Annotated in this window: 24 protein-coding genes; 9 read left to right on the top strand and 15 right to left on the bottom strand. The window is 64.3% G+C overall.

Features of this window, described 5'->3' with window-relative positions; all coding sequences use genetic code 11:
* The first annotated feature begins 46 nt into the window (after window positions 1-46).
* Together CLU91_RS03350 and CLU91_RS03345 are read left to right on the top strand one after the other, a co-directional pair.
* On the top strand, window positions 47-778 hold the full coding sequence (locus CLU91_RS03350; protein WP_100872979.1) for a response regulator: 732 nt from the start codon (window positions 47-49) through the stop codon (window positions 776-778).
* Window positions 775-1,767 carry an ATP-binding protein gene (locus CLU91_RS03345; protein WP_100872978.1) on the top strand — a complete coding sequence of 331 codons (993 nt, stop codon included), beginning with the start codon at window positions 775-777 and terminating at the stop codon, window positions 1,765-1,767. Before CLU91_RS03350 ends, CLU91_RS03345 begins: the two co-directional genes overlap by 4 nt.
* Window positions 1,768-1,846: 79 nt before the next feature.
* Here CLU91_RS03345 and CLU91_RS03340 read toward each other — a convergent pair whose 3' ends face one another.
* The 5 genes from CLU91_RS03340 to CLU91_RS03320 all read right to left on the bottom strand — a co-directional run bounded on the left by CLU91_RS03340 (window position 1,847) and on the right by CLU91_RS03320 (window position 4,892).
* On the bottom strand, window positions 1,847-2,266 hold the full coding sequence (locus tag CLU91_RS03340; protein ID WP_100872977.1) for a YeeE/YedE family protein: 420 nt from the start codon (window positions 2,264-2,266) through the stop codon (window positions 1,847-1,849).
* A gap of 10 nt (window positions 2,267-2,276) precedes the next feature.
* Window positions 2,277-2,708 carry a YeeE/YedE family protein gene (locus CLU91_RS03335; RefSeq protein WP_198521234.1) on the bottom strand — a complete coding sequence of 144 codons (432 nt, stop codon included), beginning with the start codon at window positions 2,706-2,708 and terminating at the stop codon, window positions 2,277-2,279.
* 52 nt (window positions 2,709-2,760) lie between these two features.
* On the bottom strand, window positions 2,761-3,111 hold the full coding sequence (locus CLU91_RS03330) for a carboxymuconolactone decarboxylase family protein (RefSeq protein WP_198521431.1): 351 nt from the start codon (window positions 3,109-3,111) through the stop codon (window positions 2,761-2,763).
* Window positions 3,112-3,139: 28 nt separating this feature from the next.
* Complete coding sequence (locus tag CLU91_RS03325; protein WP_071077404.1) at window positions 3,140-3,331, bottom strand: YgaP family membrane protein; 192 nt, start codon at window positions 3,329-3,331, stop codon at window positions 3,140-3,142.
* A gap of 229 nt (window positions 3,332-3,560) precedes the next feature.
* Window positions 3,561-4,892 carry a sigma-54 interaction domain-containing protein gene (locus tag CLU91_RS03320; RefSeq protein ID WP_100872974.1) on the bottom strand — a complete coding sequence of 444 codons (1,332 nt, stop codon included), beginning with the start codon at window positions 4,890-4,892 and terminating at the stop codon, window positions 3,561-3,563.
* A 239-nt stretch (window positions 4,893-5,131) separates the two neighbouring features.
* Between CLU91_RS03320 and CLU91_RS03315 the strand changes: the two genes are divergently transcribed.
* Window positions 5,132-6,013, top strand: coding sequence for an MBL fold metallo-hydrolase (locus CLU91_RS03315; protein ID WP_100872973.1), 882 nt, complete (start codon window positions 5,132-5,134; stop codon window positions 6,011-6,013).
* 79 nt (window positions 6,014-6,092) lie between these two features.
* Window positions 6,093-6,890 (top strand): sulfite exporter TauE/SafE family protein, encoded by a 798-nt coding sequence (locus tag CLU91_RS03310; RefSeq protein WP_100872972.1) that lies wholly within the window; start codon window positions 6,093-6,095, stop codon window positions 6,888-6,890.
* Here CLU91_RS03310 and arsA read toward each other — a convergent pair.
* Entirely contained in the window at window positions 6,883-8,679 is a 1,797-nt protein-coding gene (arsA, locus tag CLU91_RS03305) for an arsenical pump-driving ATPase (protein WP_157814568.1), read from the bottom strand. The two genes, CLU91_RS03310 and arsA, sit on opposite strands and share 8 nt — an antisense overlap.
* A gap of 341 nt (window positions 8,680-9,020) precedes the next feature.
* Between arsA and CLU91_RS03300 the strand changes: the two genes are divergently transcribed.
* Genes CLU91_RS03300 through CLU91_RS03285 form a run of 4 tightly spaced genes read left to right on the top strand, consistent with a single transcriptional unit; the run spans window position 9,021 to window position 12,999 of the window.
* Window positions 9,021-9,362: a PepSY domain-containing protein gene (locus CLU91_RS03300; protein ID WP_232730607.1), complete on the top strand. Its 342-nt coding sequence runs from the start codon at window positions 9,021-9,023 to the stop codon at window positions 9,360-9,362.
* Complete coding sequence (locus CLU91_RS03295) at window positions 9,359-9,829, top strand: DUF2271 domain-containing protein (protein ID WP_071077411.1); 471 nt, start codon at window positions 9,359-9,361, stop codon at window positions 9,827-9,829. Before CLU91_RS03300 ends, CLU91_RS03295 begins: the two co-directional genes overlap by 4 nt.
* A 10-nt stretch (window positions 9,830-9,839) precedes the next feature.
* On the top strand, window positions 9,840-12,059 hold the full coding sequence (locus tag CLU91_RS03290) for a PepSY domain-containing protein (RefSeq protein WP_100872971.1): 2,220 nt from the start codon (window positions 9,840-9,842) through the stop codon (window positions 12,057-12,059).
* Entirely contained in the window at window positions 12,043-12,999 is a 957-nt protein-coding gene (locus CLU91_RS03285) for an FAD:protein FMN transferase (protein ID WP_198521233.1), read from the top strand. Before CLU91_RS03290 ends, CLU91_RS03285 begins: the two co-directional genes overlap by 17 nt.
* Window positions 13,000-13,001: 2 nt before the next feature.
* On the opposite strand, the gene CLU91_RS03280 is transcribed toward CLU91_RS03285, so the two are convergent.
* The 4 genes from CLU91_RS03280 to CLU91_RS03265 are packed head-to-tail and all read right to left on the bottom strand — an operon-like array spanning window position 13,002 to window position 17,145.
* On the bottom strand, window positions 13,002-15,566 hold the full coding sequence (locus CLU91_RS03280) for a cation-translocating P-type ATPase (RefSeq protein WP_198521232.1): 2,565 nt from the start codon (window positions 15,564-15,566) through the stop codon (window positions 13,002-13,004).
* Between the two features lie 57 nt (window positions 15,567-15,623).
* Complete coding sequence (locus CLU91_RS03275) at window positions 15,624-16,424, bottom strand: L,D-transpeptidase (RefSeq protein ID WP_157814567.1); 801 nt, start codon at window positions 16,422-16,424, stop codon at window positions 15,624-15,626.
* Window positions 16,425-16,441: 17 nt separating this feature from the next.
* Window positions 16,442-16,900, bottom strand: coding sequence for a MepB family protein (locus CLU91_RS03270; protein WP_100872969.1), 459 nt, complete (start codon window positions 16,898-16,900; stop codon window positions 16,442-16,444).
* Entirely contained in the window at window positions 16,897-17,145 is a 249-nt protein-coding gene (locus CLU91_RS03265) for a hypothetical protein (RefSeq protein ID WP_232730606.1), read from the bottom strand. The genes CLU91_RS03270 and CLU91_RS03265 overlap by 4 nt, the downstream gene beginning before the upstream one ends.
* Window positions 17,146-17,228: 83 nt before the next feature.
* Between CLU91_RS03265 and CLU91_RS03260 the strand changes: the two genes are divergently transcribed.
* Complete coding sequence (locus tag CLU91_RS03260; protein WP_099763856.1) at window positions 17,229-17,591, top strand: TfoX/Sxy family protein; 363 nt, start codon at window positions 17,229-17,231, stop codon at window positions 17,589-17,591.
* Here the strand turns inward: CLU91_RS03260 and CLU91_RS03255 are convergent.
* The 5 genes from CLU91_RS03255 to CLU91_RS03235 form a co-directional block, all read right to left on the bottom strand.
* Window positions 17,580-18,584: a 2-hydroxyacid dehydrogenase gene (locus CLU91_RS03255; protein ID WP_100872967.1), complete on the bottom strand. Its 1,005-nt coding sequence runs from the start codon at window positions 18,582-18,584 to the stop codon at window positions 17,580-17,582. The genes CLU91_RS03260 and CLU91_RS03255 overlap by 12 nt on opposite strands.
* Before the next feature lie 87 nt (window positions 18,585-18,671).
* Window positions 18,672-19,865: a hypothetical protein gene (locus CLU91_RS03250; protein ID WP_100876555.1), complete on the bottom strand. Its 1,194-nt coding sequence runs from the start codon at window positions 19,863-19,865 to the stop codon at window positions 18,672-18,674.
* A gap of 46 nt (window positions 19,866-19,911) precedes the next feature.
* A complete protein-coding gene (locus tag CLU91_RS03245) occupies window positions 19,912-21,102 on the bottom strand; it encodes a hypothetical protein (RefSeq protein ID WP_100872966.1) in 1,191 nt (396 codons plus the stop codon).
* A 2-nt stretch (window positions 21,103-21,104) separates the two neighbouring features.
* Entirely contained in the window at window positions 21,105-22,676 is a 1,572-nt protein-coding gene (locus CLU91_RS03240; RefSeq protein WP_100872965.1) for an MBOAT family O-acyltransferase, read from the bottom strand.
* Window positions 22,666-23,739 (bottom strand): glycosyltransferase family 4 protein, encoded by a 1,074-nt coding sequence (locus tag CLU91_RS03235; RefSeq protein ID WP_232730605.1) that lies wholly within the window; start codon window positions 23,737-23,739, stop codon window positions 22,666-22,668. The genes CLU91_RS03240 and CLU91_RS03235 overlap by 11 nt, the downstream gene beginning before the upstream one ends.
* Window positions 23,740-23,741 lie beyond the last annotated feature (2 nt).

Below are 23,741 nucleotides of genomic sequence, written 5' to 3'. Positions count from 1 at the left end.
GTTAAACTGCTCCCGCTTACCGTTTCGTTCCTGTTTCAAGTAGACCATGCCAACAACTGCCGAAGTGCTCATCGTCGACGATGATCCCGATATCTGTACCCTGCTAGTCGCCTATCTCGGTGATTTCGGCATCCGCGCCCAAGCGGTCCATGACGGCACCGCGATGCGCTCGTCTCTTGCCCGGCAGCGCTTCGACATCATCATCCTGGATTTGATGTTGCCGGGTGAAGACGGACTGTCTCTGTGTCACAGCATCCGCTTCCTGTCTGATATTCCCATACTGATGCTCACGGCGCGGGGCGAACGCGGCGACAAGGTGGCCGGACTGGAGGCTGGCGCCGACGATTACGTGATTAAACCGTTCGACCCGCGCGAGCTGGTGGCGCGACTGCACACCATCTTGCGGCGCATTCGTGGCCGCGGCGTGGGAGCGCCGACGCTAGAGCGCAGGCCGCCGCCGGCCAACGACATCTGCTTCGGTGGCTGGCGGCTGAACCGCGCCACTCGCGAACTGACCTCGCCCGCGCAGTTGCTGATCCCCCTGTCCTACGGTGAATTCCGGCTGTTGTCAGCGTTCATCGAGAAGCCGCAAAGTGTCCTCAGCCGTAGCTATCTGTTGAGTGCGGCACGCGGGCGCAGCATGGAGGCGTACGACCGAACCATCGACTTGCTGGTGTCCCGGCTGCGCCAGAAACTCGACACCGACAGCACGGCCAAGCCGCTGTTGCGCACCATCCGCGGCGAGGGTTATCTGCTCGACGTGGCATTCGAAGCATGAGGTTCAAGTTCGTAGACACGCTGTTCTCTCGCCTGTTCGCCTTGGCAGTGGGCGCCATCTTGGCTAGCCACGCCATCGCCTTTGGCCTGTTTTTCATGCTCTATCACGACGCGGCTCGCTGCCACCCGCAGCCGCCGGTGGGCGGCGTGGTCATTGGAGTCGTCACGGAGTTGTTGGCACTGGCCACGGCCGCCTGGCTGGGCGCGCGCAGCATCGCGCGTCCGATCCAGCAGTTGGCCGTCGCCGCAGTTGAGCTCGGCAACGACGTGAACCGCTCGGCCCTGCCGGAAAGCGGCCCTGTCGAGGCGCAGTTGGCGGCGCGCGCTTTCAACCGCATGCAAGCCGATCTGCGCCAGCAACTGGCTGCCCGCGGCCACTTTCTCGCCGCCGTTTCGCACGACCTGCGCACCCCGCTGACGCGAATACGGCTGCGCGTCGAACAGTTGGCCGAGCCCGATGTGCGCGCCCAACTGCACGCCGATGCCACCGAGATGGCCGCCATGCTCGACGCCACACTGGAGTATCTGCGCGGCGAAGCGGCCGTCGAGGTCCCGGCCATGCTCGATGTGCAAGCCCTGGTGAGTTCAATGACTGAAGATTATCAGGAACAGGGACACGCCATCGAATGCGCAGGCGTAGTCGCGCCCATTCTGGCGCAGCCGATCGCGTTGCGGCGCGCCCTTGCCAATTTGATGGAAAATGCGCTGCGTTACGGCGGAGTGACGAAGGTTGAGTGCGCCATGCACCCATCCGGACTGTCTATCACGATCCACGACCAGGGCCCAGGCATTCCGGCCGCCGAACTGAGCGCCGTCATGCAGCCGTTCTACCGCCTGGAGTCGTCGCGTAACAAAGCCAGTGGTGGCGTGGGCCTCGGATTATCGATCGCGTGCGAAGCCATTGAGAGACAAGGCGGCACGCTCACCTTATACAACGCCCCCGAAGGCGGCCTGGTCGCCACAGTGCTGTTGCGACCGAACAAATGTTGAGCGGCGCCAGCCTGATCCAGGTGCTGTTCTTTGTCACCAGGATACGGCGTCCGGCCAAGTACCGAGAATTGAGTCTTGTCTATCGTGAATTCAGACGCTCTGCAACCGCGAAGACCCCCATGCCCGCGAGCATGGCGATGAAGAAAACGAGTGGCTTGGCCCCTCCTGACGCCAGCGACGCCACGGCCGGGCCGGGGCAATAACCAGCCAGTCCCCAGCCGGCACCAAATGCCAGGCCGCCGAAGACCAGGCGCCGGTCGATTTGCCTCGATGTCGGCAAGCGCATCGCATCGCCCAACAAGCTGCGCTCCCTGCGCGATGCAAAACGGAATGCCACGATGCCGACGCCTATCGCGCCGCACATGACAAGGCCCAGCGACGGATTCCACTGCCCCGCCACGTCGAGGAAACCAAGCACTCTCGATGGATCCGTCATGCCCGATACGATCAGTCCGATGCCGAAGACCAGACCCACCAGCCCCGCCAGTATATTTTTCATGACCAGTGCCTTATACGATGAGGTGTCGGACGACAAAAACAGTGGCGAAGCCGGCAAGCATGAAGGCGCATGTCGCCACCAGCGAACGTGGCGACATGCGCGACAAACCGCAGACGCCATGTCCGCTGGTGCAGCCTGAACCATAGCGCGTCCCCACGCCAACCAGGAGGCCGGCAATGATCAAGGTGGGGAAATCGGCGTCTATCCGTACTTCCGGCAACGTCAGCACTGCGCCGTACAGCAATGGCGCGCCAATCAGGCCGGCAAGGAAGGCGACGCGCCAGGCCACATCGCCTTTCGGCCATTCCAGCAAGCCTCCCAAGATGCCGCTGATGCCGGCGATACGGCCGTTAAACAGGACGAACACCGCAGCCGACAAGCCGATCAGCATCCCTCCTGCCAATGAGGCCCATGGCGTAAAATTATTCCAGTCTATCTGCACGCGACTTCTCCAATTCTGATGTGCTATTCATCCTGTGCCAACTCGACGCGCCTCAGGCCGGGGCCGAGAATTCCTCGAATGCCGCCAGCGCATTGGCGCAATACATCGCCGACGGCCCGCCGCCCATGTAGATGGCCATGCCCAGCGTTTCTTCAAATTCGGCCCGGGTGGCGCCCAGCTTGACCAGGGCCTGCACATGAAAGCCGATGCAGGCATCGCAATGGGCCGCGATGCCCAGGGCCAGCGCGATGAACTCCTTGGTTTTCTTGTCCAGCGCACCATCGCGCGTTGCCGCGCGCGCCAGATCGCCAAAGCCTTTCATCACGTCGGGAAGATCCGCGCGCAGGGTCGCCAGTTGCTGCGACACCGACTGCGTCAAGGCGCGGTAGCTGCCAGCTTGCATGCTCATGTTGTCGCCTCCGTTGCCTGCCTCATTTTTTCACCGCACAGGTACGAATGCCAAACGGCAGATACGCGGGACAGAAGCGGAAAATGCCTGTCGCCAGGGGAATCACGCCCAGCCAGCCCCAGGCGCCGATGGCACCGGCCAGGGTGGCCACGATCAGGCCCAGCCCCAGCAGTATCCGAATGGCACGATCAATATTGCCGACGTTCGCGTTCATGGTCTTGCTCCTCAATGGTTAATCTGCTTAAGCGTTGCGATGACAACACGAGACACACGCCCAGGTTTCAGGTACGTGTCATGCTTCTGTCGAAGCATATTTCATGCCAGCGTTACACCATGTGAGGATAGGATAGAAAACAGGGACTTAGGGCGATGTGGCAGGCAGCAGCGCGCTGCCAGTCGACGGGTGGCACTGCCACACTGGCAGCATGGCAGTGCTGCGAGGCCTAGGCGAGACCCAGCGCTTTCAGGCGGCGGTACAGGGTGCGCTCGCTGAGGCCCAGGTGCGCCGCGAGTTCCTTGCGCGTGCCGCCGAAGCTGCCGTGCAGCTCGGCCAGCGGGACGCTGTCGCCGCGCACAGGCTTGGCTGGCGCGGCCCCCTGCTCCACCGGCGCCGCCAGCAGTTGCTCGACGCGGATCACGCCATCATCGGCGAACAGGCTGGCCCTGTCCAGCACGTTGCGCAGTTCGCGGATATTGCCCGGCCATGGGCGTTGCTGCAGCTGCGCCATGGCTTCGGCGTCTATCGTCAGCGTGCGCTTGCCCGCGCCCGCGCGGCGCAGGAATGACTGCACCAGCAACGCGATGTCGTCGGGCCGTGCGCGCAGCGGCGGCAAGGCGATGGGAAAGGCACTGATGCGGTAATACAAGTCCTGTCGGAACTCGCCCCGCGCCATCATGTGCTCCAGCGATTTGTGGGTCGCGGCGACCAGGCGGAAATTGGCATGCTGGGTCTCGACGCTGCCCACGCGCCGGTAAGTGCCCGACTCGATCAGGCGCAGCAGCTTGACTTGCATGGAAAGGGGCACGTCGCCTATTTCGTCGAGAAACAAGGTGCCGCCCTGTGCCGTATCGACCAATCCCGGCTTGCGCGAGGTCGCGCCCGTGAAAGCGCCCTTTTCGTGTCCGAACAATTCACTTTCAAACAGCGTTTCGGTCAGTCCGGAGCAATCGACCACGACGAACGGTCCTGTGGCCCGTGCGCTGTTTTCGTGTACGGCACGCGCAAACAGTTCCTTGCCCGTACCTGACTCGCCCAGCAGCAGCACCGGCAGCATCGATGGCGCTACTCGCTGCAATGCCTCCAGCACCCGGGTAAATGGGGCGGAGCGGCCCACCAGTCCCTCCTCGCTGGGCTTGGCCGAAGCGCTGCGCACCACTTCCAGCCGCTCGACATAGGCGGTAATGGTGCCGCCGGCATCGAAGATCGGGCGCAGTTCGACGGCGACATGCTCGGGGCCCCGCGGCGTATGGTGGATGTGCAGCACGCGGTCGGGTCCGCGCAGTTCCTGCGCCTTCTTCATGGGGCAATGTTCACCGGCCTGGTCGCAAGGGGCATCGTAATGATGCGAGATGCGGTAGCACTTGTGGCCGGTCACGGGCTCACCGATGCTGCCAAATTGCCGCTGGTAGGCGACATTCGCGGCCAGAATCGTGTAATCGGGATCGAGCACGATCATCGGCTGGACCTCGTGTTCGAGAAACGAGATCAGCGATTGCACCATGGGCGCGCTGGGGAATGGCTCGATGCGGGTGACCGGTGGCGTTGGCGTTGGCATGCTGGCTCCTTGTTGTGCAGCCATACTGTCGCAGGACTGCCAATGCGTCAAGTGGCACTGCCAGCGGCAGTGCCAAAGAAAGGCAGCGCATCGTTACATTGCGGCGTGGACGGCAGAAAAACGCCTGGAATCAGGCATTGGGGAGGGATAGCTGGCCCAAGCTCGTACTGGCACAGGTCTTGCATTACCAGTTAGACCTCATGCACGGCAGGCTTGCACACCCAGGAGATATACGCATCATGACCAACACATCACCGCAAATAGAAGGTTTCTTCGACCCCGCCACCAGCACCGTCAGCTATCTGGTGCTCGATCCGGCCACGCGCCGCTGCGCCTTGATCGACAGCGTGCTCGACTATGATCCGAAGTCGGGCCGCAGCAGCACCGCCTCGGCCGACCGCCTGCTGGCGCGCGTCGCGGCCCTGGACGCCAGGGTTGAATGGATACTGGAAACCCATGTGCATGCCGATCATTTGACCGCCGCGCCCTACCTGAAGGAAAAACTGGGTGGCAAGATCGGCATTGGCCAGCATATCGCCACGGTGCAGCAGGTATTCGGCAAGCTGTTCAACGCCGGCGACGACATGGCGCGCGACGGCAGCCAGTTCGACCATCTGTTTGCCGATGGCGAGCTGTTTTCCATCGGCGCGCTGCAATGCCGCGCCCTGCACACGCCCGGCCACACCCCCGCCTGCATGAGCTACGTCGTCAACGACGCTGCCCGCAGCGCCGCCTTTGTCGGCGACACGCTGTTCATGCCCGACTATGGCACGGCACGCTGCGACTTTCCCGGCGGCGATGCACGCACCCTGTTCCACTCCATCAACAAAGTACTGAGCTTGCCGGAGCATACCCTGCTCTACATGTGCCACGACTACCAGCCGGGCGGCCGCGAAGTGCGCTATGTCAGCACCGTCGGCGAGGAGCGCACCAGCAATATCCATGTGCGCAACGGCATCAGCGAAGAAGAATTTGTTGCCATGCGTACCAAACGCGATGCGTCGCTGGAAATGCCGACCCTGATCCTGCCATCGGTGCAAGTCAATATGCGCGCCGGGCACTTTCCCGAGCCTGAGGCGAACGGCGTACGCTATCTGAAAATACCGCTCAACGCGGTCTGACAACATACAGCACAGACTGGACGGAGACAAGCATGCACATTCATCCACTGGCGCCCGGCCGGTGTTTCAGGAACCTGGCATGACCATCATCCTGCTGCTCGGCTTTACAGTCGGCATCATCCTGGCACTCACCGGTGCGGGCGGAGGCATCCTTGCCGTGCCCTTGCTGGTCTTTGGCGCGGGCCTGAGCATGGCGCAGGCGGGGCCGATCGGCTTGCTGGCGGTCGGCCTGGCGGCGGCCCTGGGTGCGGTGATGGGCCTGAAGTCCGGGACGGTGCGCTACAAGGCGGCGATGCTCATCGCTGGCGCGGGCATCATCTGCTCCCCTCTTGGCTTGTGGCTGGCGCAGCGCAGTCCGAATCGGCCGCTGGCGATCCTGTTTTCCCTCGTACTGCTCTATGTGGCGCTGCGCGTCTACCAGCGCGCCACTTCCGGCGCTGCCGATACTGCGGCGTCCGGCAAACGCGCGCCGCCCTGCCAGCTCGACGCCACGCGCGGCAAATTGCACTGGACGGCCCCTTGCGCCAGGGCGCTGGCCCTGGCGGGCGTGGTCGCGGGAATCCTGTCCGGTTTGCTGGGTGTGGGCGGCGGTTTCGTGATGGTTCCCGCATTGCAACGCTACACGGATTTGACCACGCAATCGATCGTCGCGACCTCGCTTGCGGTCATTGCGCTGGTATCGCTGTCGGGCGTCATCGCCAGTACCGCCGCCGGTCACTTGCAGTGGGCCATTGCGCTGCCTTTCGCTATCGGTTCCCTGGCCGGCATGGCCGGTGGCCGTCTGGTTGCCTCCAGGCTGCCGGCGCAGCATCTGCAGAAAGCGTTTGCGATGGTTTCCGCCCTGGCCGCGCTGGCGCTGTTTATCAAGGCTATCTGATGGCCTTGCGTTCAACCGCTACAGCCGGCATGCTCAATTGCTCCAGATGGGCGATACCCACAGGATCCTCCGCCAGCAAGGGCACTACCGCGTAGCGATGCGCGAGCTGCCGGGCCACTGTCGCGATGTGCGCCTGTTCGTTCAGGGCGCGCTGGCGCAGCAGCGGCGAGCGCGGGCTGGCCGCGCACAGACTGTTGTTGATGACCCAGGCCCACGGTTCGATCCCCGCCCTGCGCAGGTCGGCCTGCAGGCCGGCGGCTTCCAGCACCGGCGTCGTCTCGGCCAGCGTGACGATCAATACCTTGGTCTGGGCCTGGTCCTGCAACTGCATCATGGGCGTAGTGAAGTGCAGCTGCGTATCGGCCATCTGGCGCATGACTTCCCGGTGATAGGCGCCCGTTGCGTCCAGCAACAATAGCGTGTGGCCCGTGGGGGCGGTATCCATCACGACAAATTGTCTGCCAGCCTCGCGTATCGCGCGCGAGAACGCCTGAAAGACGGCAATTTCTTCGGTACAGGGCGAGCGCAAGTCCTCCGCCAGCAATGCGCGCCCGGCCGCATCGAGTTTCTTGCCTTTTGTCTCCATCACTTCCTGGCGGTAGCGCTCGGTTTCCGCGCGCGGATCGATGCGGCTCACGCTCAGATGCTCCAGTGAGCCGCTGAGCGTTTCGGACAGGTGCGCCGCAGGATCCGACGTCGTCAGATGCACCGCATGGCCGCGCCTGGCCAGCGCCACCGCCACGGCGGCGGCAATGGTGGTCTTGCCGACGCCGCCCTTGCCCATCAGCATGATCAGACCGTGACCGTTCTTGGCGATCTCGTCGACCAGGCTGGCAAGGGCCGGCGTGGCGATCTCCGGCAGCGCCGCGACGGCGGCAGGCGCGCTGCCGCCCTCGGCCAGCAGCAGGCGGCGCAAGGCGTCGAGGCCGACCAGGTTGAACGGCATCAGCGGGATCTGATCTTGGGGCAGTGACAGCAGAGCCTCAGGCAAGGCGGCCAGGGCACGCTGCTCGCGCTGCACGACGGACGCGGCCAGCGGATCGCTTGCCCCCTCTGACGCTGGCAACACGCCATTGATGACGAGGTATTGTTGCGTCAGGCCAATGGCGGCGAGCTCATCATGCGTGCGGGCCGCTTCACGCAGGGTGGCGCCTTGTGCCCGCGCCACCAGGATCAAACGGCTGCGCGCAGGATCGGCCAGCGCCGCGACGGCCGCATGGTAGCGGTCGCGCTGCTTTTCCAGTCCCGCCAGCGGCCCCAGGCAGGATGCATCGCCCTTGCCCTCCTCCAGGAAGGCATCCCAGGCGCCCGGCAATTGCAGCATCCGTATGGTATGGCCGGTCGGCGCCGTATCGAACACGATGTGGTCATAGTCCTTGAGGATGTGCGCGTCGGTGAGCAGCGCGGTAAATTCGTCGAAGGCCGCGATTTCGGTGGTGCACGCGCCGGAAAGCTGCTCTTCGATGGATTTGACCACCGCTTCCGGCAACACGCCCCGCACCGGCCCGACGATCTTGTCGCGATACAGCTGGGCGGCGGCCTGCGGATCGATTTCCAGCGCGCTCAGGCCGGGAACGGCCAGGATGGGAGTGATCCGGTTGCCGATCGCCATGTCAAACACCTGGCCGACGTTGGAAGCCGGATCCGTGCTGACCAACAGGACGCGCCGGCCCTGGTCGGCCAACAGCACGGCGTGGGCGCAGGCCAGCGAGGTCTTTCCGACGCCTCCTTTGCCCGTAAAAAACATGAAGGCGGGAGGATGCTCGAGAAAGTGGAAGGCGGCTGGCATGAAAGAACTCCTTAGCATGTTTTTCCGCCGCAGCAGGAGCCGCCAGCTGGGGCTGTGGCACGGGCGTCGGGCATGGCGGGCTCAAATACCTGAATGATTGTCATTTGCAAGCTCTCCTGTCGTTCCTGTTACCAGACGATAGGCCCGATATGGCCAGGAAACAAGCGAAGCGGCGCATTCTGCCGCATGTTTCTGCAAATAATTGATCTCACGATGGTTGACCCGCAAATACCCGGATTTGTCATCGCGCGATGCCGTTCGGGTAAGTATGATGTCAGCATGAACTGCCATGCTCAGGTGGTTATCAAGGAGAGCAAGCGATGTTCTTAGCGCGTACATGCATGGCGCTGTCTGCCCTGGTTTTCAGCAATGCGGTCCATGCGGATGTCCACTGCACGGATCCGATTGCCGACTGGAAACCTCGCGAGCAATTGCAGCGGGAGGCCGAACAGCGCGGCTGGACTGTCCAGCGCATCAAGATCGATGATGGCTGCTACGAACTCAGAGCCATTGATCGCAACGGCAACAAAGTCAAGGCCAAATACTCCCCGGCGTCGCTGCGCATGCGCAGCCTGGCGGTGGACTTCGGCAACAACGGCGACGCCTCCGACTACCTCGGCCCTGTACCACAGGCTCCCGTCAGGCGGCCTGCAGGTCCGACATCCCAAGGGGAAAAGAAATGAAAAACATCACAGCCTGCGCCTGCCTTGCAGGTGCATTGGCGCTGCCCGGTCTCGTCCAGGCACGCCCGGTCACACTCACCGCGCAACTGAAGAACTACGCCGGCAACGGCGCGTACCTGGCGGTATATGTCACGGATGCCGCCGGCAAGTACAAGAAAACGTTATGGGTAGCTGGAAAGAAGACCAAGTATTACAAGCACCTGAGCGACTGGGCCCGCGGTAGCGGCCTGAACGCGCGCGAATTTGACGGGATCAGCGGAGCGAGCGTCGGCAGCGGCAAAACCCTCAAGGTGACGGTCGAACTGGCCGATACCCTGATTGATGCAGGCTACGAGATCCGGGTTGACAGCGCGGCAGAGGACGGGCGCGACAATCCGGCCGACGTGCGCACGCCACTGAGCAAACAGGGCGCAGGCAAACCCGTCGGTGGACGCGGCTACGTCAAGTCCTTCATTTACGACATGTAGCCACCGACGCATGTTACGACAGATACATTCGCTCGCTGGCCTGATCAGCGCACTGCTGGTCATGCTCATCGGTTTGACGGGCGCCGTGTTGTCGATCAACCCCGCGCTCGAGCGGCTGGCAACCAGCGTGCCGGCGGGCGTCAGCGTTGCCGAACTCGCGGGCCGGGTGGCGCGCCACTATCCGGGAGCCGAGCAGATCCAGCGCACGGCCTCCGGAACCATCATCGTCTACTACAGCGCCGGCGACGTCTCGGGCGTCGACCGGGTCGACCCGTCCAGCGGCATGGCGATCGCGCCCTATGCGCCGCCGGCATACGCGCGCTGGTTCAAGGAGTTGCACAGGTCATTATTCCTCGACACGCCAGGCAGCGCCGCGGTCGGCATCACCGCCCTGCTGATGCTGCTGGTCTCAAGCTCCGGGATTTTCCTGCTGCTCAAGCGGGTGGGCGGCTGGCGCCAGCTGGCACGTCCACTGCATGGCAACCGCAGCCAGCGCTGGCACGCCGCGGTGGCCCGCTTTGCTGTCGCCGGCCTGCTGTTGTCCGCAGTGACCGGCAGCTACATGTCGGCGGCGACCTTCAGCTTCATTTCCGATGGCAGCCAGGACGAACCCGATATCCCCGCCACCACCTCCGGCGGAACCCCGCTGCCTGCTGCCCGCTTGCCAGCCTTGCTGGCCACCAGACTGGTCGATCTGCGCGAGCTGTCCTTTCCGCTTGCCGGTGACAGCAGCGCCGTCTATACCTTGCGCACCCGGCAAGGCGACGCCTATGTCGACCAGTCCAGCGGCGCGCTGCTGGCCTTCCGTGCGCACAGCAATGTCCGGGAAGCCTTTGAACTGATCTACCAGTTGCATACGGGCGAAGGCCTGTGGTGGCTGGGCCTGGCACTCGGCCTGAGTGCGCTCGGCGCGCCCTGGCTGGCGGTGACGGGCATCGCCGTATGGTGGCAGCGGCAGCGCGCCAAACCGCGCATCGCCAACAACTCGGCCCCGGCTTCGGCCGACAGCGTGATCCTGGTGGGGAGCGAAAACAACAGTACCTGGGGCTTTGCCCGCGCGCTGCACGATGCCTTGCGACAGGCTGGACAACGCGTGCACACGGCGCCGATGAACCAGTTCTCGTCGCGCCACAACGCCGCGCGCCAGTTGTTCATCCTGACGGCGACGTATGGCGATGGCGATGCACCCGCCTGCGCCACGCACTTTCTGGCCAATTTGGCCAGCGTTGCCCCCAACCAGGCGGCAAGTTACGCTGTACTCGGTTTCGGCGACCGCCAGTTCCCCACGTTCTGCCAGTTCGCACAGGAGGTCGATGCGGCGATGGCGGCGCGCGGATGGCGCCGGTCGCTGGAACTGGCCCTGATCGACCGCCAGTCGCCGCAGGAATTCGCGCGCTGGGGGAGCCAGGTCGGCGCGCTGCTGGGCCACGAGCTCGTACTCGACTATGCGCCGCCACATCCGCACACGCATGCGCTGCAGTTACGCGAGCGCATCGCCTACGGCGAGGAGGAGCACGATCCCACCGTGGTGCTGCGCTTTGTCGCCGCCCCGCCGCCGGCCAGCGCCGGTTGGCTGAAAAGCCGGCTCACCTCCCACCGACTGCCCCGCTTCGAGGCCGGCGACCTCGCTGGTGTCATGGCGCCCGGCAGTTCCATGCCGCGCTTTTATTCGCTGGCGAGCGGATCGGGTGACGGCGTGCTGGAAATTTGCGTGCGCAAGCAGCCCGGGGGCGTGTGTTCAAGCTACCTGCACAACTTGCTGCCGGGGGACCGCATCGAAGCCTTTATCCAGCCCAATCCGCAATTTCGTCCGGCCCTGGGCAAGGCGCCCGTCATCCTGATCGGTGCCGGTACCGGGATCGGGCCACTGGCCGGTTTCATCCGCAACAATACGGGCCAATATCCGATGTACCTGTACTGGGGCGGGCGCCATCCCGACTCCGATTTCCTGTATGAGCCCGAACTGCGCAACTATCTGGCCGACCGCCGGCTGACGCAGCTGCACACAGCCTTCTCAAGAGTCACGAATGGCGTCCACGTGCAGACCCGGCTGATGGAGGATGCCGACAATATGCGCCGCCTGATCGCCGACGATGGCCAGGTGCTCGTCTGCGGCAGCCGCGCCATGGCCGCCAGCGTCAGACAGGCCATGGACCAGATACTCGCACCGCTCAAGCTCGATGTAGCGGCGCTGAGGGAAAAAGGAAGGTATCGTGAAGACGTCTTCTGAACCCGCGCTGCGGCGCTACAGCCTGAATGGCGAAACCATGGGCAGCCGCTATACGGCCGTATTCTATGCGGGCGGACAAGCGGACCTGGCCGCCATCGGCGCCAGCCTGTTTGCCGCCGTCGACAGGGTCGACCGGCAGATGTCGACCTGGAATGTCGCCTCGGACCTGTGCCGCCTGAACGCGGCGCCGGAAAACACCTGGCTTGCTGTGCCGCGGGAGCTGGCGCAGGTGCTCGCTGCGGGGCTGCAGGTCAGCGGCGAATCGGGCGGCGCCTTCGACATGGCGGTTGGCCAGCTGGTGGAGGACTGGGGATTCGGTCCGTCGCAATGCGCGCCATCGCCGCAGGTCGCGGCCCGGCATGGCAAAACCTACTGCCCCGCCACCGAGGCATTGGACGTGGATCTGGATGCTCTGCAGGTGCGCAAGCGCGCGCCGCTGACGCTCGACCTGTCGGGCATCGCCAAGGGTTTTGGCGTCGACCAGCTGGCGCATTGCCTCGATGGCTGGTCCATCGCCAGCTACCTGGTCGGCATCGACGGTGAAATGCGGGCGCGCTCGACCAGACCCGATGGCCAGGCCTGGAGCGTGGCGATAGAAAAGCCGACCCATGGCATGCGTGAAGTCGGTGGGGTGATGGAATTGCACGACGTGGCCATCGCCACCTCGGGCGACTATCGCCGCTGGGTCGAGATCGACGGCACGCGCCATGCGCACACCATGCATCCGGCCTTGCACCAACCGGTAGCGAACCGTCTCGCCGCCGTGAGCGTGCTGTCCCCCAGCTGTATGCTGGCCGACGCCTGGGCCACGGCGTTCATGGTCCTGGGCGAGGTGGACGGTGTCGCGCTGGCCAGGAAACGCGGCATGGATGTACTGTTCGTCCTGCGTCACGGCAGCTTGCTCGAAGAAATTCTGCTCATCGACGGCAAGACGGTCTGAGCTCAATGGCCGCGCATCACTGCGCGGCCGCGCGGCCATCGCCATGTCGATAGCCCCCACTTGACGCACTCGAACCAGACGATGCCGAGCACGGCGACGAATGCGCACTGCAGCAGCAGCGCCATGTCCGGCAGCGCGAAGGCAAACAATTCGCGGACAGGCGCCACGCCCAGCACCAGCAGCAGCAACAGCGAGGCCGCCAGGCTGATCCAGGCGAACGCCCGGTTCGACTTGATCCCCCTCCGCCATGACGGCTGGGTCCATTGGCGGTTGACATAGATCAGTCCCAGGTTCGACAGCACCAGGCTGAGGAAGGTCGTCGTGCGCGCCACTTCGTCGGAATGGCCGGCCCAGCGCACCAGCACGTGGAAGCCGACCAGCATGGCCAACAGCCCTGCCCCCTGCAGCAAGCCGCGCAGCAGTATTTCACGGTCGAACAGATGCATGTCCGGCCTCCTGGGTTTGCTCGTCATGGCATCGGCTTCGATCGGCTCGGCCTCGAACACGATCGAGCAGGCGGGGTCGATCACCATTTGCAAAAACAGTATGTGCACGGGCATCAGGAGCATGGGCCAGCCCAGCAGCACGGGCAGGATGGACAGGCCAACGATGGGTACATGCACCGCGACGATGAAGACGATGGCCTTGCGCAGATTGGCAAACAGGCGGCGGCCATGCTGCACCGCCAACAATAACGAAGAAAAATCATCCTTGAGCAAGACCAGCGCTGCCGCCTCGCGCGCGACGTCGGTGCCACGGGCGCCCATGGCCACGCCGATGTTGGCCGCCTTCAATGCGGGCGCGTCGTTGACGCCGTCGCCGGTCATGGCGACGATATCGCCACGGCTACGGAAAGCTTGCACCAGGCGCAACTTCTGTTCCGGCGCGATGCGGCAAAAGACGTCGGTATCGGCCAGGCGCGCCTGCAGTGCTGTGTCGTCCAGCGCGGCCAGGTCCATGCCGGACATCACACCGCTGGCCACGCCGGCGATACCGGCCTGCCGCGCAATCGCCAGTGCCGTGGCGGGATGGTCGCCCGTGATCATCACCACGCGGATGCCCGCCGCGTGACATTGCGCCACCGCATCGGGCACTTCCGGGCGTACCGGGTCATGCAAGCCAAGCAGGCCCAGGAACTCAAAATCAAAGACGTGCTGGTTGTCAGGCAGGGGCGGTGCGGCAAACGTGGCGCGGGCGACGCCGATCACGCGCAAACCGTCGTTCGCCATGGCCTGCACCTGGGCCACGATGGCGGAGGCACGCTCGGGCGCCAGATGGCACAGATCGATGATGGCCTCGGGCGCACCCTTCGCCGCCACCAGGAACTCGGAACGGTCCGGCGATTGCCACACCCGCGACATGGCCAGCATCTGCCGCGACAGCGGATAATCGTCGATCAGCTGCCAGTCGGCATGCAGGTGCTCCGTATTGGCCAGCAAGCGGGCGCCGGTCTGGCCGATGGCCGACTCCATCGGATCAAACGCCCGACGATGGCTTGCCAGGACGGCATATTCGAGCAAGCCGTGCAGCTCTTCCTGCAAGGCAGCGGCAGGAGTGCCCTGACAATCATGGGCGGAGGTCTCCGAGCACAGCCGGGCCACGTCCATGCGGTTGGCCGTCAGCGTACCCGTCTTGTCCACGCACAGCACCGTCGTCGCACCGAGCAATTCGATTGCGGGTATGCTGCGCGCCAGGATGCTTTCGCGCCCCAGACGCCAGGCGCCCAAACCAAGGAAAAGCGTCAGTATCACCGGCAATTCTTCAGGCAGGATCGCCATGGCCAGCGTGAGACCTGCCAGCAGTCCTTGCAAGGCGTCGCCGCGCAGCCACCAGTAAGCCAATGCCAGGCCGGCGGCGAGACACAAGCCGCCGATGGCGACATGCCTGACGACGCGCCGCGTTTCCGATTGAATCGGCGTCAGCTCGCTCCCCATGGTGGCCAGCGAGGCGCCGATGCGGCCGAGCGCGCTGTGCGGGCCGGTGGCGACCACCAGGCCGCTGGCCGTGCCTTGCGTGATCAGGGTGCCGGAATACACCAGGCTGTCCGGACTGCCGCCAGTCTCGCCGCAGCCATGCTTGATGACCGGCACGGACTCACCCGTGAGCATGGACTCGTCGGCCGTCAAATTCGATGCACTGAGCAGTTCCATATCGGCGGGCACGCGGTCGCCCTCGGCCAGCAGCACCAGGTCGCCCAGCACCAGCTCCCTGCCAGCGATGCGCTGCTGTTTCCCGTCGCGTATCACCAGGGCGCGCGGACAGGACAGGTCGCTTAGGGCGTTCAGCGAGCGTTCCGTGCGCCTGCGCTGAAAAAAAGTGATGCCCATGACGATGCAAACAAAGCCCAGCAGCATCAGCGCTTCATTGCGGTCGCCCAGCAGCAGGTAGATGACGCCGCAGGAGACCAGCAGCAAAAACATCGGTTCGGAGACGACATCGAGCAGCAGGCGCCCGGCACTCAAGGGACGCGAGGCGGGCAAGGCATTCGGCCCGTTTTCCAGCAAGCGCTGCGCAGCCTGCGCGGCTGTCAGCCCTTCACTACCCTGCGGCTCCGACATGGCATTCATCCTTTTCCTGAGAGGCAGCGTGTAGTGGCTAAGTAGGTCCTGGTCGTGATTGCGGCATTAAGGTTTGGGCGCGGGCGACCATGCAGGCCGCACTTCCGTCAGCGAATCGACGATGACCATATACTGCCCCGGCCATTCAATGATATCGCGATCCGCTTTGAGCACCCACAAATGGCGGCCGTCCTTGACGGCTTGTTCATAGACTGCATCGAGCAAACCGTGTGAATCGAGAAAAACATTCAATGTGGCTGGAATGCGGATGCAGCCCTCAGAAGCAACATTGCCCAAGCGAGCTTCCAGCACATCCGGATCGGTAGCGTGCATTTGCAAGCGCATCTGGCTGATGGCGCCCGTACCCCAGCCGCGCTGTGCCTGTTGCCAACCGAAATCGAAGACGCGCATGCCGCGCCGTCCATAGCCACGAATGTGATTGTCGTTGAGCGTGCCTTCGGAGCGAAAGTCGGGATTTTCCAAGGTATGTGGAAACACTCCCAACGGCGTCAAGAAATGATTATAGCTTCCCACCTTGCCCGTCGAGACGGCCGTGGCACCGATGAACGACCATGCATCTTGCTCTGTATGCAAGATCACAAAGGCGGCCTGTACTTGCGGGCTGCGATCCACCAGCAGCAAAGTCTGTGCTGACGTATCGGTGACATTGGCATCGGCCAGCGCTTGTTTCAACAGCGCCACATAGCGCGCCTGGTCGGCCGCTGGCACCTCCAGCCGATGATCGACTTCGCGCGCGAATTGCGCGCGCCACGCGTCGGCGCCCGGATCGGGCGGCGCCGCGACCACCGCCAGCGGCCAGAGCGCTACGCCCAGACACAACATCAACACAGACTTATCAATTTTCATACAAATCATTTGTTTCCTCAATAAAACAATCTATCCAGCCCTTGCTGATCCCCCGCCGCCACAAACCACTCCACCTGCCAGCGTTGCGTGCGCAGGGCCTGGGTAGATTCTGGCAGGCACCACGGCGGATACACGCGCAGCGCGCGCTTGCCGCCGCTGCCCGCGCGCGACATCACGCCGCGTTCGAGCAGCACGCTGCGCGGAAAAATGAAAAAGCCGTGCCGCGCGCCGTCGTCCACTGCGATGATGACGATATCGACGGGGTCCGCTTCATCGAGCGGGGCGATCTCGGCATCGGGATGGGGACGCTTCCAGACGGTGACGAACTGGCCGGTTTTCGTCGGCGTGGTTTTGGCCACGCGCAAGACCAGCCGCTTGCCGTGCAGTTCGGCGCGGCAGGCGCCGTAGTCCGCGCTTTCTTCTTCCGGCACGGGCGCTTGCGGCAAGCCCAGGAAGGCCCATGGACCGGCCTTCATTGCGCGCTGAACTCGGCTGCGGCCTTGGCCGCCCACAGCGCCTCGGCGTGGCTGGCGAACGGGCTGTCATAGCTGTCGACCTTGCCGTCTTCGTCGACAAAGTACAGCCACCAGCCATCGGCCTGCTCGCGGATGGCGGTCTGGCCCGGCGCACAATGGGTTTCGATGGACTGGCCGGCGGCCAGGGTGGCGATGCTGATGCCGCGGTGAATAATAGGCTCGGGTGTCATAAGAAAATACGTCATGCAAAAAAATCAATAGATGTAGTGTAGCCTTGCCGGCGACTCCTGACCAGTGCGCTACACTGCTGTTTCAAACGGAGGACAACATGGCATCACAGCAAGGCACGGTGGATTTTTTACTCGATCAACTGGCGGGCGCGGGCAGCATCAATGCGAAAAAAATGTTTGGCGAATATGGCCTGTATTGCGACGGCAAGATGTTCGCCATCGTCGCCGACGACCAGCTGTTCATCAAGCCGACGGACGCGGGCCGCGCCTGGATCAGTACGATGAGCACGCCGCAGGAGGCGCCGCCCTATCCGCAAGCCAAGCCGTATTTCCTCATCGATGGCGGCCTGTGGGACGAGCGTGAGTGGCTCAGTCAGCTGGCGCGGCGCACGGCGGACGCCTTGCCGCTGCCGAAACCCAAGCCGCCGCCCAAGCCCAGAAAACCGGCGTCAGCCAGCTAATACGCTGTTTTCACACGCTTTGCCCAGCAGGAAGCATTGCAGGTTGTGATAGGTGATGGCGGCGATCTCGCGCAGTGCTTCGATGGTGAAGAAGCCCTGGTGGCCCGTCACGAGCACGTTCGGGAAGGTCATCAGGCGCTGGAAGATGTCGTCGTCGATGATGTCGGACGAGCGGTCCTGGAAGAACAGATTGCTTTCCTGCTCGTACACATCGATGGCCAGGGAACCCAGCTGGCGCGATTTGAGCGCTTCGATGACGGCGCCCGTGTCGATCAGGCCGCCACGCGAAGTGTTCACCAGCATGGCGCCCGTCTTCATCAGCGGCAAGGTGGCTTCGCTGATCATGTGGCGCGTGCTGTCCATCAGGGGGCAATGCAGCGAGACGATATCGGACTCGGCCAGCAGTTGCGGCAGTTCCACCATCGTGCCCAGTTGCGCGAACGCGGGCGCAGGATACGGGTCATGGCCCAGCACCGTGCAGCCGAAACCTTTAAAAATGCGCGCCGTGGCCAGGCCGATCTTGCCCGTGCCGACGATGCCCACCGTCTTGCCGTGCAAGGTGGAGCCCAGCAAGCCATCGAGCGAAAAATTGCCTTCGCGCACGCGGGCATATGCGCGGTGCGTGTGGCGGTTCAGCGTTTGCACCAGGGCCAGCGTGTATTCGGCCACGGCTTCCGGCGAGTAGGCAGGCACGCGGGCGACAAAAAAGCCCAGGCGCTTGGCCGCTTCCAGGTCGAGGTTGTTGTAGCCGGCGCAGCGCAGCAAGATGGCGCGCACGCCATAGCCGTGCAGGGCTTCCAGCACGGGCGCGTCGAGCACGTCGTTGACGAACACGCAGACAGCCTCGGCGCCTTGCGCCAGGATCGCGGTTTCCTGGCTCAGCAAGGCGCTGTGGTAAACCAGTTCGATGCTGTCCGGCTCGGGTTGGGATGGCAAGGCTTCATCGAAGAAACGGCGGTCGTAGGGCTGGCTGGCAAAGAAGGCGATTTTCATGGTGAGTTCTGGAACTTGCTGAATGGCAAAACAGCATCATAGCGCAAGCGCCCTGCCCCACGGCGTACGCCTGGCGCTTGCCGCCCCCTATTTGGGTTCGCGGGGCAAGGTCAGCACGTGGCGCAGATACGCCGTTTCATCGGCGTGCTGCACGTGGTAGCGCTCGCGCGCGGCGCGCGTGGCCGCCTGGTGAGCCGCAATGCCCGTTTCCGTCAGCTCGACGCCGAAGTCCGCCGGCACCGCCACCGGGCCGCCGAACAGGCGCGCCAGGATGAAGCGGCCCACATTGTCGCGGTAGTGCGATGCTTCCCAGTAATAACGCATGTCGGGCGCGCCCGTCACTTGCGGGATAGCTTCGCTGGTGATGCTGTTGAAGCCTGAAAAATCCACCAGGCGCACGTCGCAGCCCTGGCGCCGGTAGCGCCCGGCCATCTGCACCAGGTCGCGCTGCCATGCTTCCATGGCGTCCCACTTGCCGCGCCAGTATAGGGCGTCGAGCGTGAGCGCATGCGTGGGATTGATGTACAGGCGCAAGCGCGTGCCGCCCCGGCACAGTTTGCCGACACTCGCGTCGAAGGCGCGCAGCGCAGGTTCGGTCGGCCCCAGGCCGTCACCAAATTCCTGCAGACGCGGCGTGAAGGCGCGCGCCGTGCCGGTCCAGGTACGGTTGCGGCTGGTGAGGCAGGACTCGTCGCGCTGGCCGTGCAAGGCCAGGCTGGACAGGCAGACGCCGTCATAGCTGCCGTTGAGGATGCGCCAGGTGTCGCGCGTCATGTCGACAGTCAGGCCGCGCTTGATATTGAGCAAGGCGCGCCGCGCGAAGAACGCGGGGCCGCCGGCCGTCAAGCCCGGTTCCACGCCGGCCGAGCCCAGTTCCAGCGAGAACGAGGGGGCGTCGATGCCCCACACCATGGTGTCGACATGGCTGACCCTGGCCGCGTGCTCGGCCAGGCGCACGGCTTCGCCGATGGAGGCGCCCGAGACGGCGCTGTTGAAGACGCTCTTGCCTTCAAATAGAGTGCGCGCACTGTTCGCCGGCAAGCCCATTTCCGTGCGCGAGTTGCCGATATACACGACGGCGGGCCGGTAGCGCGCCACGGCATACGTCTTGCTCCACACGCTGAGTTTTTCGGTCGTCGGGCGCAATCGCTGCAGCAGCGGGCTGTCCCACTGGTGCAGCAAGTACGGATCGACGTGGTAATTCACGGCCGAAACGAGGGCCAGCGCGGCCAGTACGCAGGCAAGGAAGATGGCGAGGTAGCGGCGGGCGGTGGTATCCATGGTCAGCATTGGAAGGTGAAAAATGGCGTATTTGTGTGGCTTTGCATCATCGCCGGATCAACGGCCCGTCCAGCACCCGCTGCGCATAGGCCGCTTCACGCGCATGTTCCACGCGATAGCGCTCGCGCGCGGCGCGCGTGGCCGCCTGGTGGGCGTCGATGTTGGCCGGCGTCAGCTCCACGCCAAAATCGGCCGGCGCCGGCGTGTCGCCACCAAACAGGCGCGCCAGGATCAAGCGGCCCACATTGTCCCGGTAATGCGACACCTCCCAGTAATAATGCATGTCGGGCTTGCCGCTGACGAGCGGGGTCGCTTCGCTCGTGATGCTGTTAAAGCCGGAAAAATCATGCAGCCGCACGTCGCAGCCCTGCGCGCGGTGGCGTTCGATGACCTGCACCAGTCCCCGCTGCCAGGCCTGCATGGCATCCCACTTGCCGCGCCAGTGCAGCGCGTACAAGGTCAGCGCGTGCGTGGGGTTGATGTACAGGCGCAGGCGCGTGGCGCTCCGGCACAGCTTGCCGATGCTGGCGTCGAGCGCCGGTGTCGAGGCCGGTGTCGGCCCCAGGCCAGCGCCGAATTCCTGCAACCGCACGGGAATGGCGTCCTTGGTACCGAGCCAGTGCTTGATGCCCTTGAGGGTGCACGTCTCGTCGCGCTGCCCGTACACGGCCAGGTTGGAGCGGCAAGTATCGCCTGCATGGCCTGTCAGGATGCGCACGCTGTCCTGCGTCATGTCCAGGGTGAGGCCGCGCTTCAGGTTGACCAGGGCGCGCTGGATGAAAAAGCCGTGCCGGGCGCCCGTCAGGCTGTCTTCCACGCGCGCCGCGCCCATGTCCAGGGAAAAAGTGGGCGCGTCGATGCCCCACACCATGGTCTCGACGCGACTGACCCTGGCCGCATGCTCGGCCAGGCGGATGGCGTCGCCGATCGAGGCGCCGGAGACGGCGCTGTTGAAGATCTTCTTGCCGTCGAACAAGGCACGCACCCTCGTCGGCAAGCCCATTTCCGTGCGCGAATTGCCGATGTAGATGATGGCCGGCCGGTAGCGCGCCACGGCATAGGTCTTGGCCCAGGCGCCGAGCTTTTCGTTCAGCTGGCGCGGACGCTGCAGCAAGGGACTGTCCCACTGGTGCAGCAGGTAGGGATCGACCTGATAGTTCAACAGCGAGACGGCGCCGAGCGCCAGGCCGACGCAGGCGAGGAAGCAGACAAGATAGCGGCGGCCGGCAGTGTCCATGCTCAGAACTGGAAATAGAGAAATTCGGTGACCCGGTTCATGCCGAAGATGCAGGCGACGAACAGCGCGGCAAAGCCCACGCTCCAGCGGCGCGTGGGGCGCCAGCTGAAGGCCCAGCGCCCTGAAGGTTGAAATATTCTTTCAATGGCAGGCTCGTAGAGAAAGAATATTTCTTGCGTGTTGGGCGCCTTGAACGCCAGCAACATGGCGCCCAGCAGCACGGGCAAGCCGGGACCAGCCAGTTCGATCCAGCGGATGCCGTCGAAGGCCGGATGCAAGCCCCACTGCGCCAGGCTGGCCGCATGGCTGGCCAGGCCGCGCGGCAAGCTCACGCCATTCGCGCCCACCAGCGCGCCGGTAATGTCCCAGGCCGTGGCCACGTCGGGTGCGCGGAAGAAGACCCAGGCCAGCATCACGGCAAGAAAAGTCAGCAAGGTGGCCCACCAAGCGGGCCACCAGCGCAGCCAGCAGTACCCCGGCGCCGCGCCAAACACCCGCTGCCACGCCTGCTGCAGTACCAGGTACAGGCCGTGCAAGCCGCCCCAGATGACGAAGGTCCAGCCGGCGCCATGCCACAAGCCGCCCAGCAGCATGGTCAGCATCAGGTTGCGGTAGCGCATGGCTTCGCCATGGCGGCTGCCGCCCAGCGGAATATATAAGTAATCGCGCAGGAAACGCGACAAGGTCATGTGCCAGCGGCGCCAGAACTCCGCGATATTGGCCGCCTTGTACGGCGAATTGAAGTTCAGCGGCAATTTCACGCCGAACAGGCGCGACAGGCCGATGGCCATGTCCGAATAGCCGGAAAAGTCGAAATACAGCTGGAAGGTGTAGGCCAGCACGCCGATCCACGCCTCGATCAGGGTGGGCGTGGCCCCGGCCGCGAAGACGGGCATGGCCAGCGGCGACAGGTTGTCGGCGATCAGCACTTTTTTGGCCAGCCCGATGGTAAAGATCGACAGGCCGATGGCGAAATTGGCGGCGCGCGGGTGGGCGTTGGCCGGGTCGGCGAACTGCGGCATCATGTCGCGGTGATGCAGCACGGGGCCGGCGATCAGGTGCGGAAAGTAACTGACGAACAGCACGTAATGGATGAAGCGGTATTCGCGCACCTCGCCCCGGTAGCAATCGACGAGGAAGGCGATCTGCGTGAAGGTGAAAAACGAGATGCCGATCGGCAGGATGATGTCGAGGCCGGTCCACGGCAGGCTGCCAGCGCCAGCTCCGGCGGCCACGGCGACGGCGTTGACGCTGTCGATGAAGAAATTCGCATATTTATAGTAGGCAAGCAAGCCCAGGTTCAAGGCCAGGGCTACCACCAGCGCGCGCTTGCGGGCCGCGCCCGCGCGCGCACCGATCAGGCGGCCGGCGCCGTAATTGACGCAGATCGACGCCAGCAGCAGCGGCAGGTAGCGCACGTCCCACCAGGCATAGAAGAACAGCGAGGCGAGCGCCAGCCACAAGGCTGGCGCCAGGCGCCAGCTGGCGGAGGACGTCAATCGGTCCAGCAGAAAATAGCCGGCCAGCACGATGGGCAGATAGCCGAACAGGAAGGCGAAGGAATTAAACAGCATGCTGCCTCCTGGCAGGCAAGGACTGCAGCAGGTAGTAACAATCGGCAATTTGCGCCGCCACCCGCTCCCACGTAAAACGTTCCACCAGCGCTTGCACGCGGGCGCGCTCGGGCGGCAGCGCCAGCAAGTCGAGGATGGCCTGGCGCTGCGCGGGGCCATCGTCCCAGGCCACCTTGCGCAGCGCGAACGCGGAATCGGGCAAGTCCAGCGCGCTTTGCGCCGTCATGACGACGGGCGTGCCGGCCGCCAGCGCTTCCAGCACGGATAACGGAAACACTTCGCCCTGGCTGGGCAGGGCCGCCACGGCCGCCGCATGGTAGGCGCTGGCCAGCAGCGGGTCGGTGTGCTCGAGCGCGCCGAGCCAGCTGACGTGCGGCAAGTCCAGCAACTGCTGCAGATATGGCTGCTGTTCGCGCGGCGCGGCGCCGATCAGCACCAGGGGCAAGCCGGCCCCCGCCAGCGCCAGCGCCAGGCCCAGCTGGTTTTTATACGGTGAAATGCTGCCCGTCATCAGCACGAACGGCCCGGCAATGCCCGTTTCACGCAAGAACAAGTCGCCATTGGCCGTGAAGAAATGCGGATTGATCCCGTTCGGCAAGACGCGAATGGCGTCCGCCCCCATGCCGAAACCTTGCACGATGGCATCGCGCTCGGCCTCGCCCAGGGCGATCACCACGTCGGCCAGCTGCAAGGCGCGCCGCGTTTGCGCATAGCTCGTTTGCACCATCCACTCCGTCAGGCGCCCTGCCAGCCGGTCGGCCAGCCGCGCGCGCCAGGCGCTGGCACGGCCCCAGCCCGGCGACAGCAGCGGCGACAGCACCACGGGCACGCCTTGATCGCTAGCCATTTCCATGATGCGGTAGGTGCCATTGCTCGCCGAAAACACGTGCAGCACGTCGAAATCGGCCAGCCGCTGGTGGTTGGCGTCGACCAGCTGCACTTCCAGGGGCCGCGCAGCTTGCTGGGGCAGCCGGTTCAGCGCGGCAATGGTTTCGCGTACCTGGATCTGCAAGCCGCCGTCGCGCTGGAACAGCATCGGGTAGGACAAGATACCGACACGCATGG

The sequence above is a fragment of the Janthinobacterium sp. 64 genome, assembly GCF_002813325.1.
Taxonomy (GTDB): Bacteria; Pseudomonadota; Gammaproteobacteria; order Burkholderiales; family Burkholderiaceae_D; genus Janthinobacterium.
This window is presented reverse-complemented; position numbering and strand designations above follow the sequence as displayed.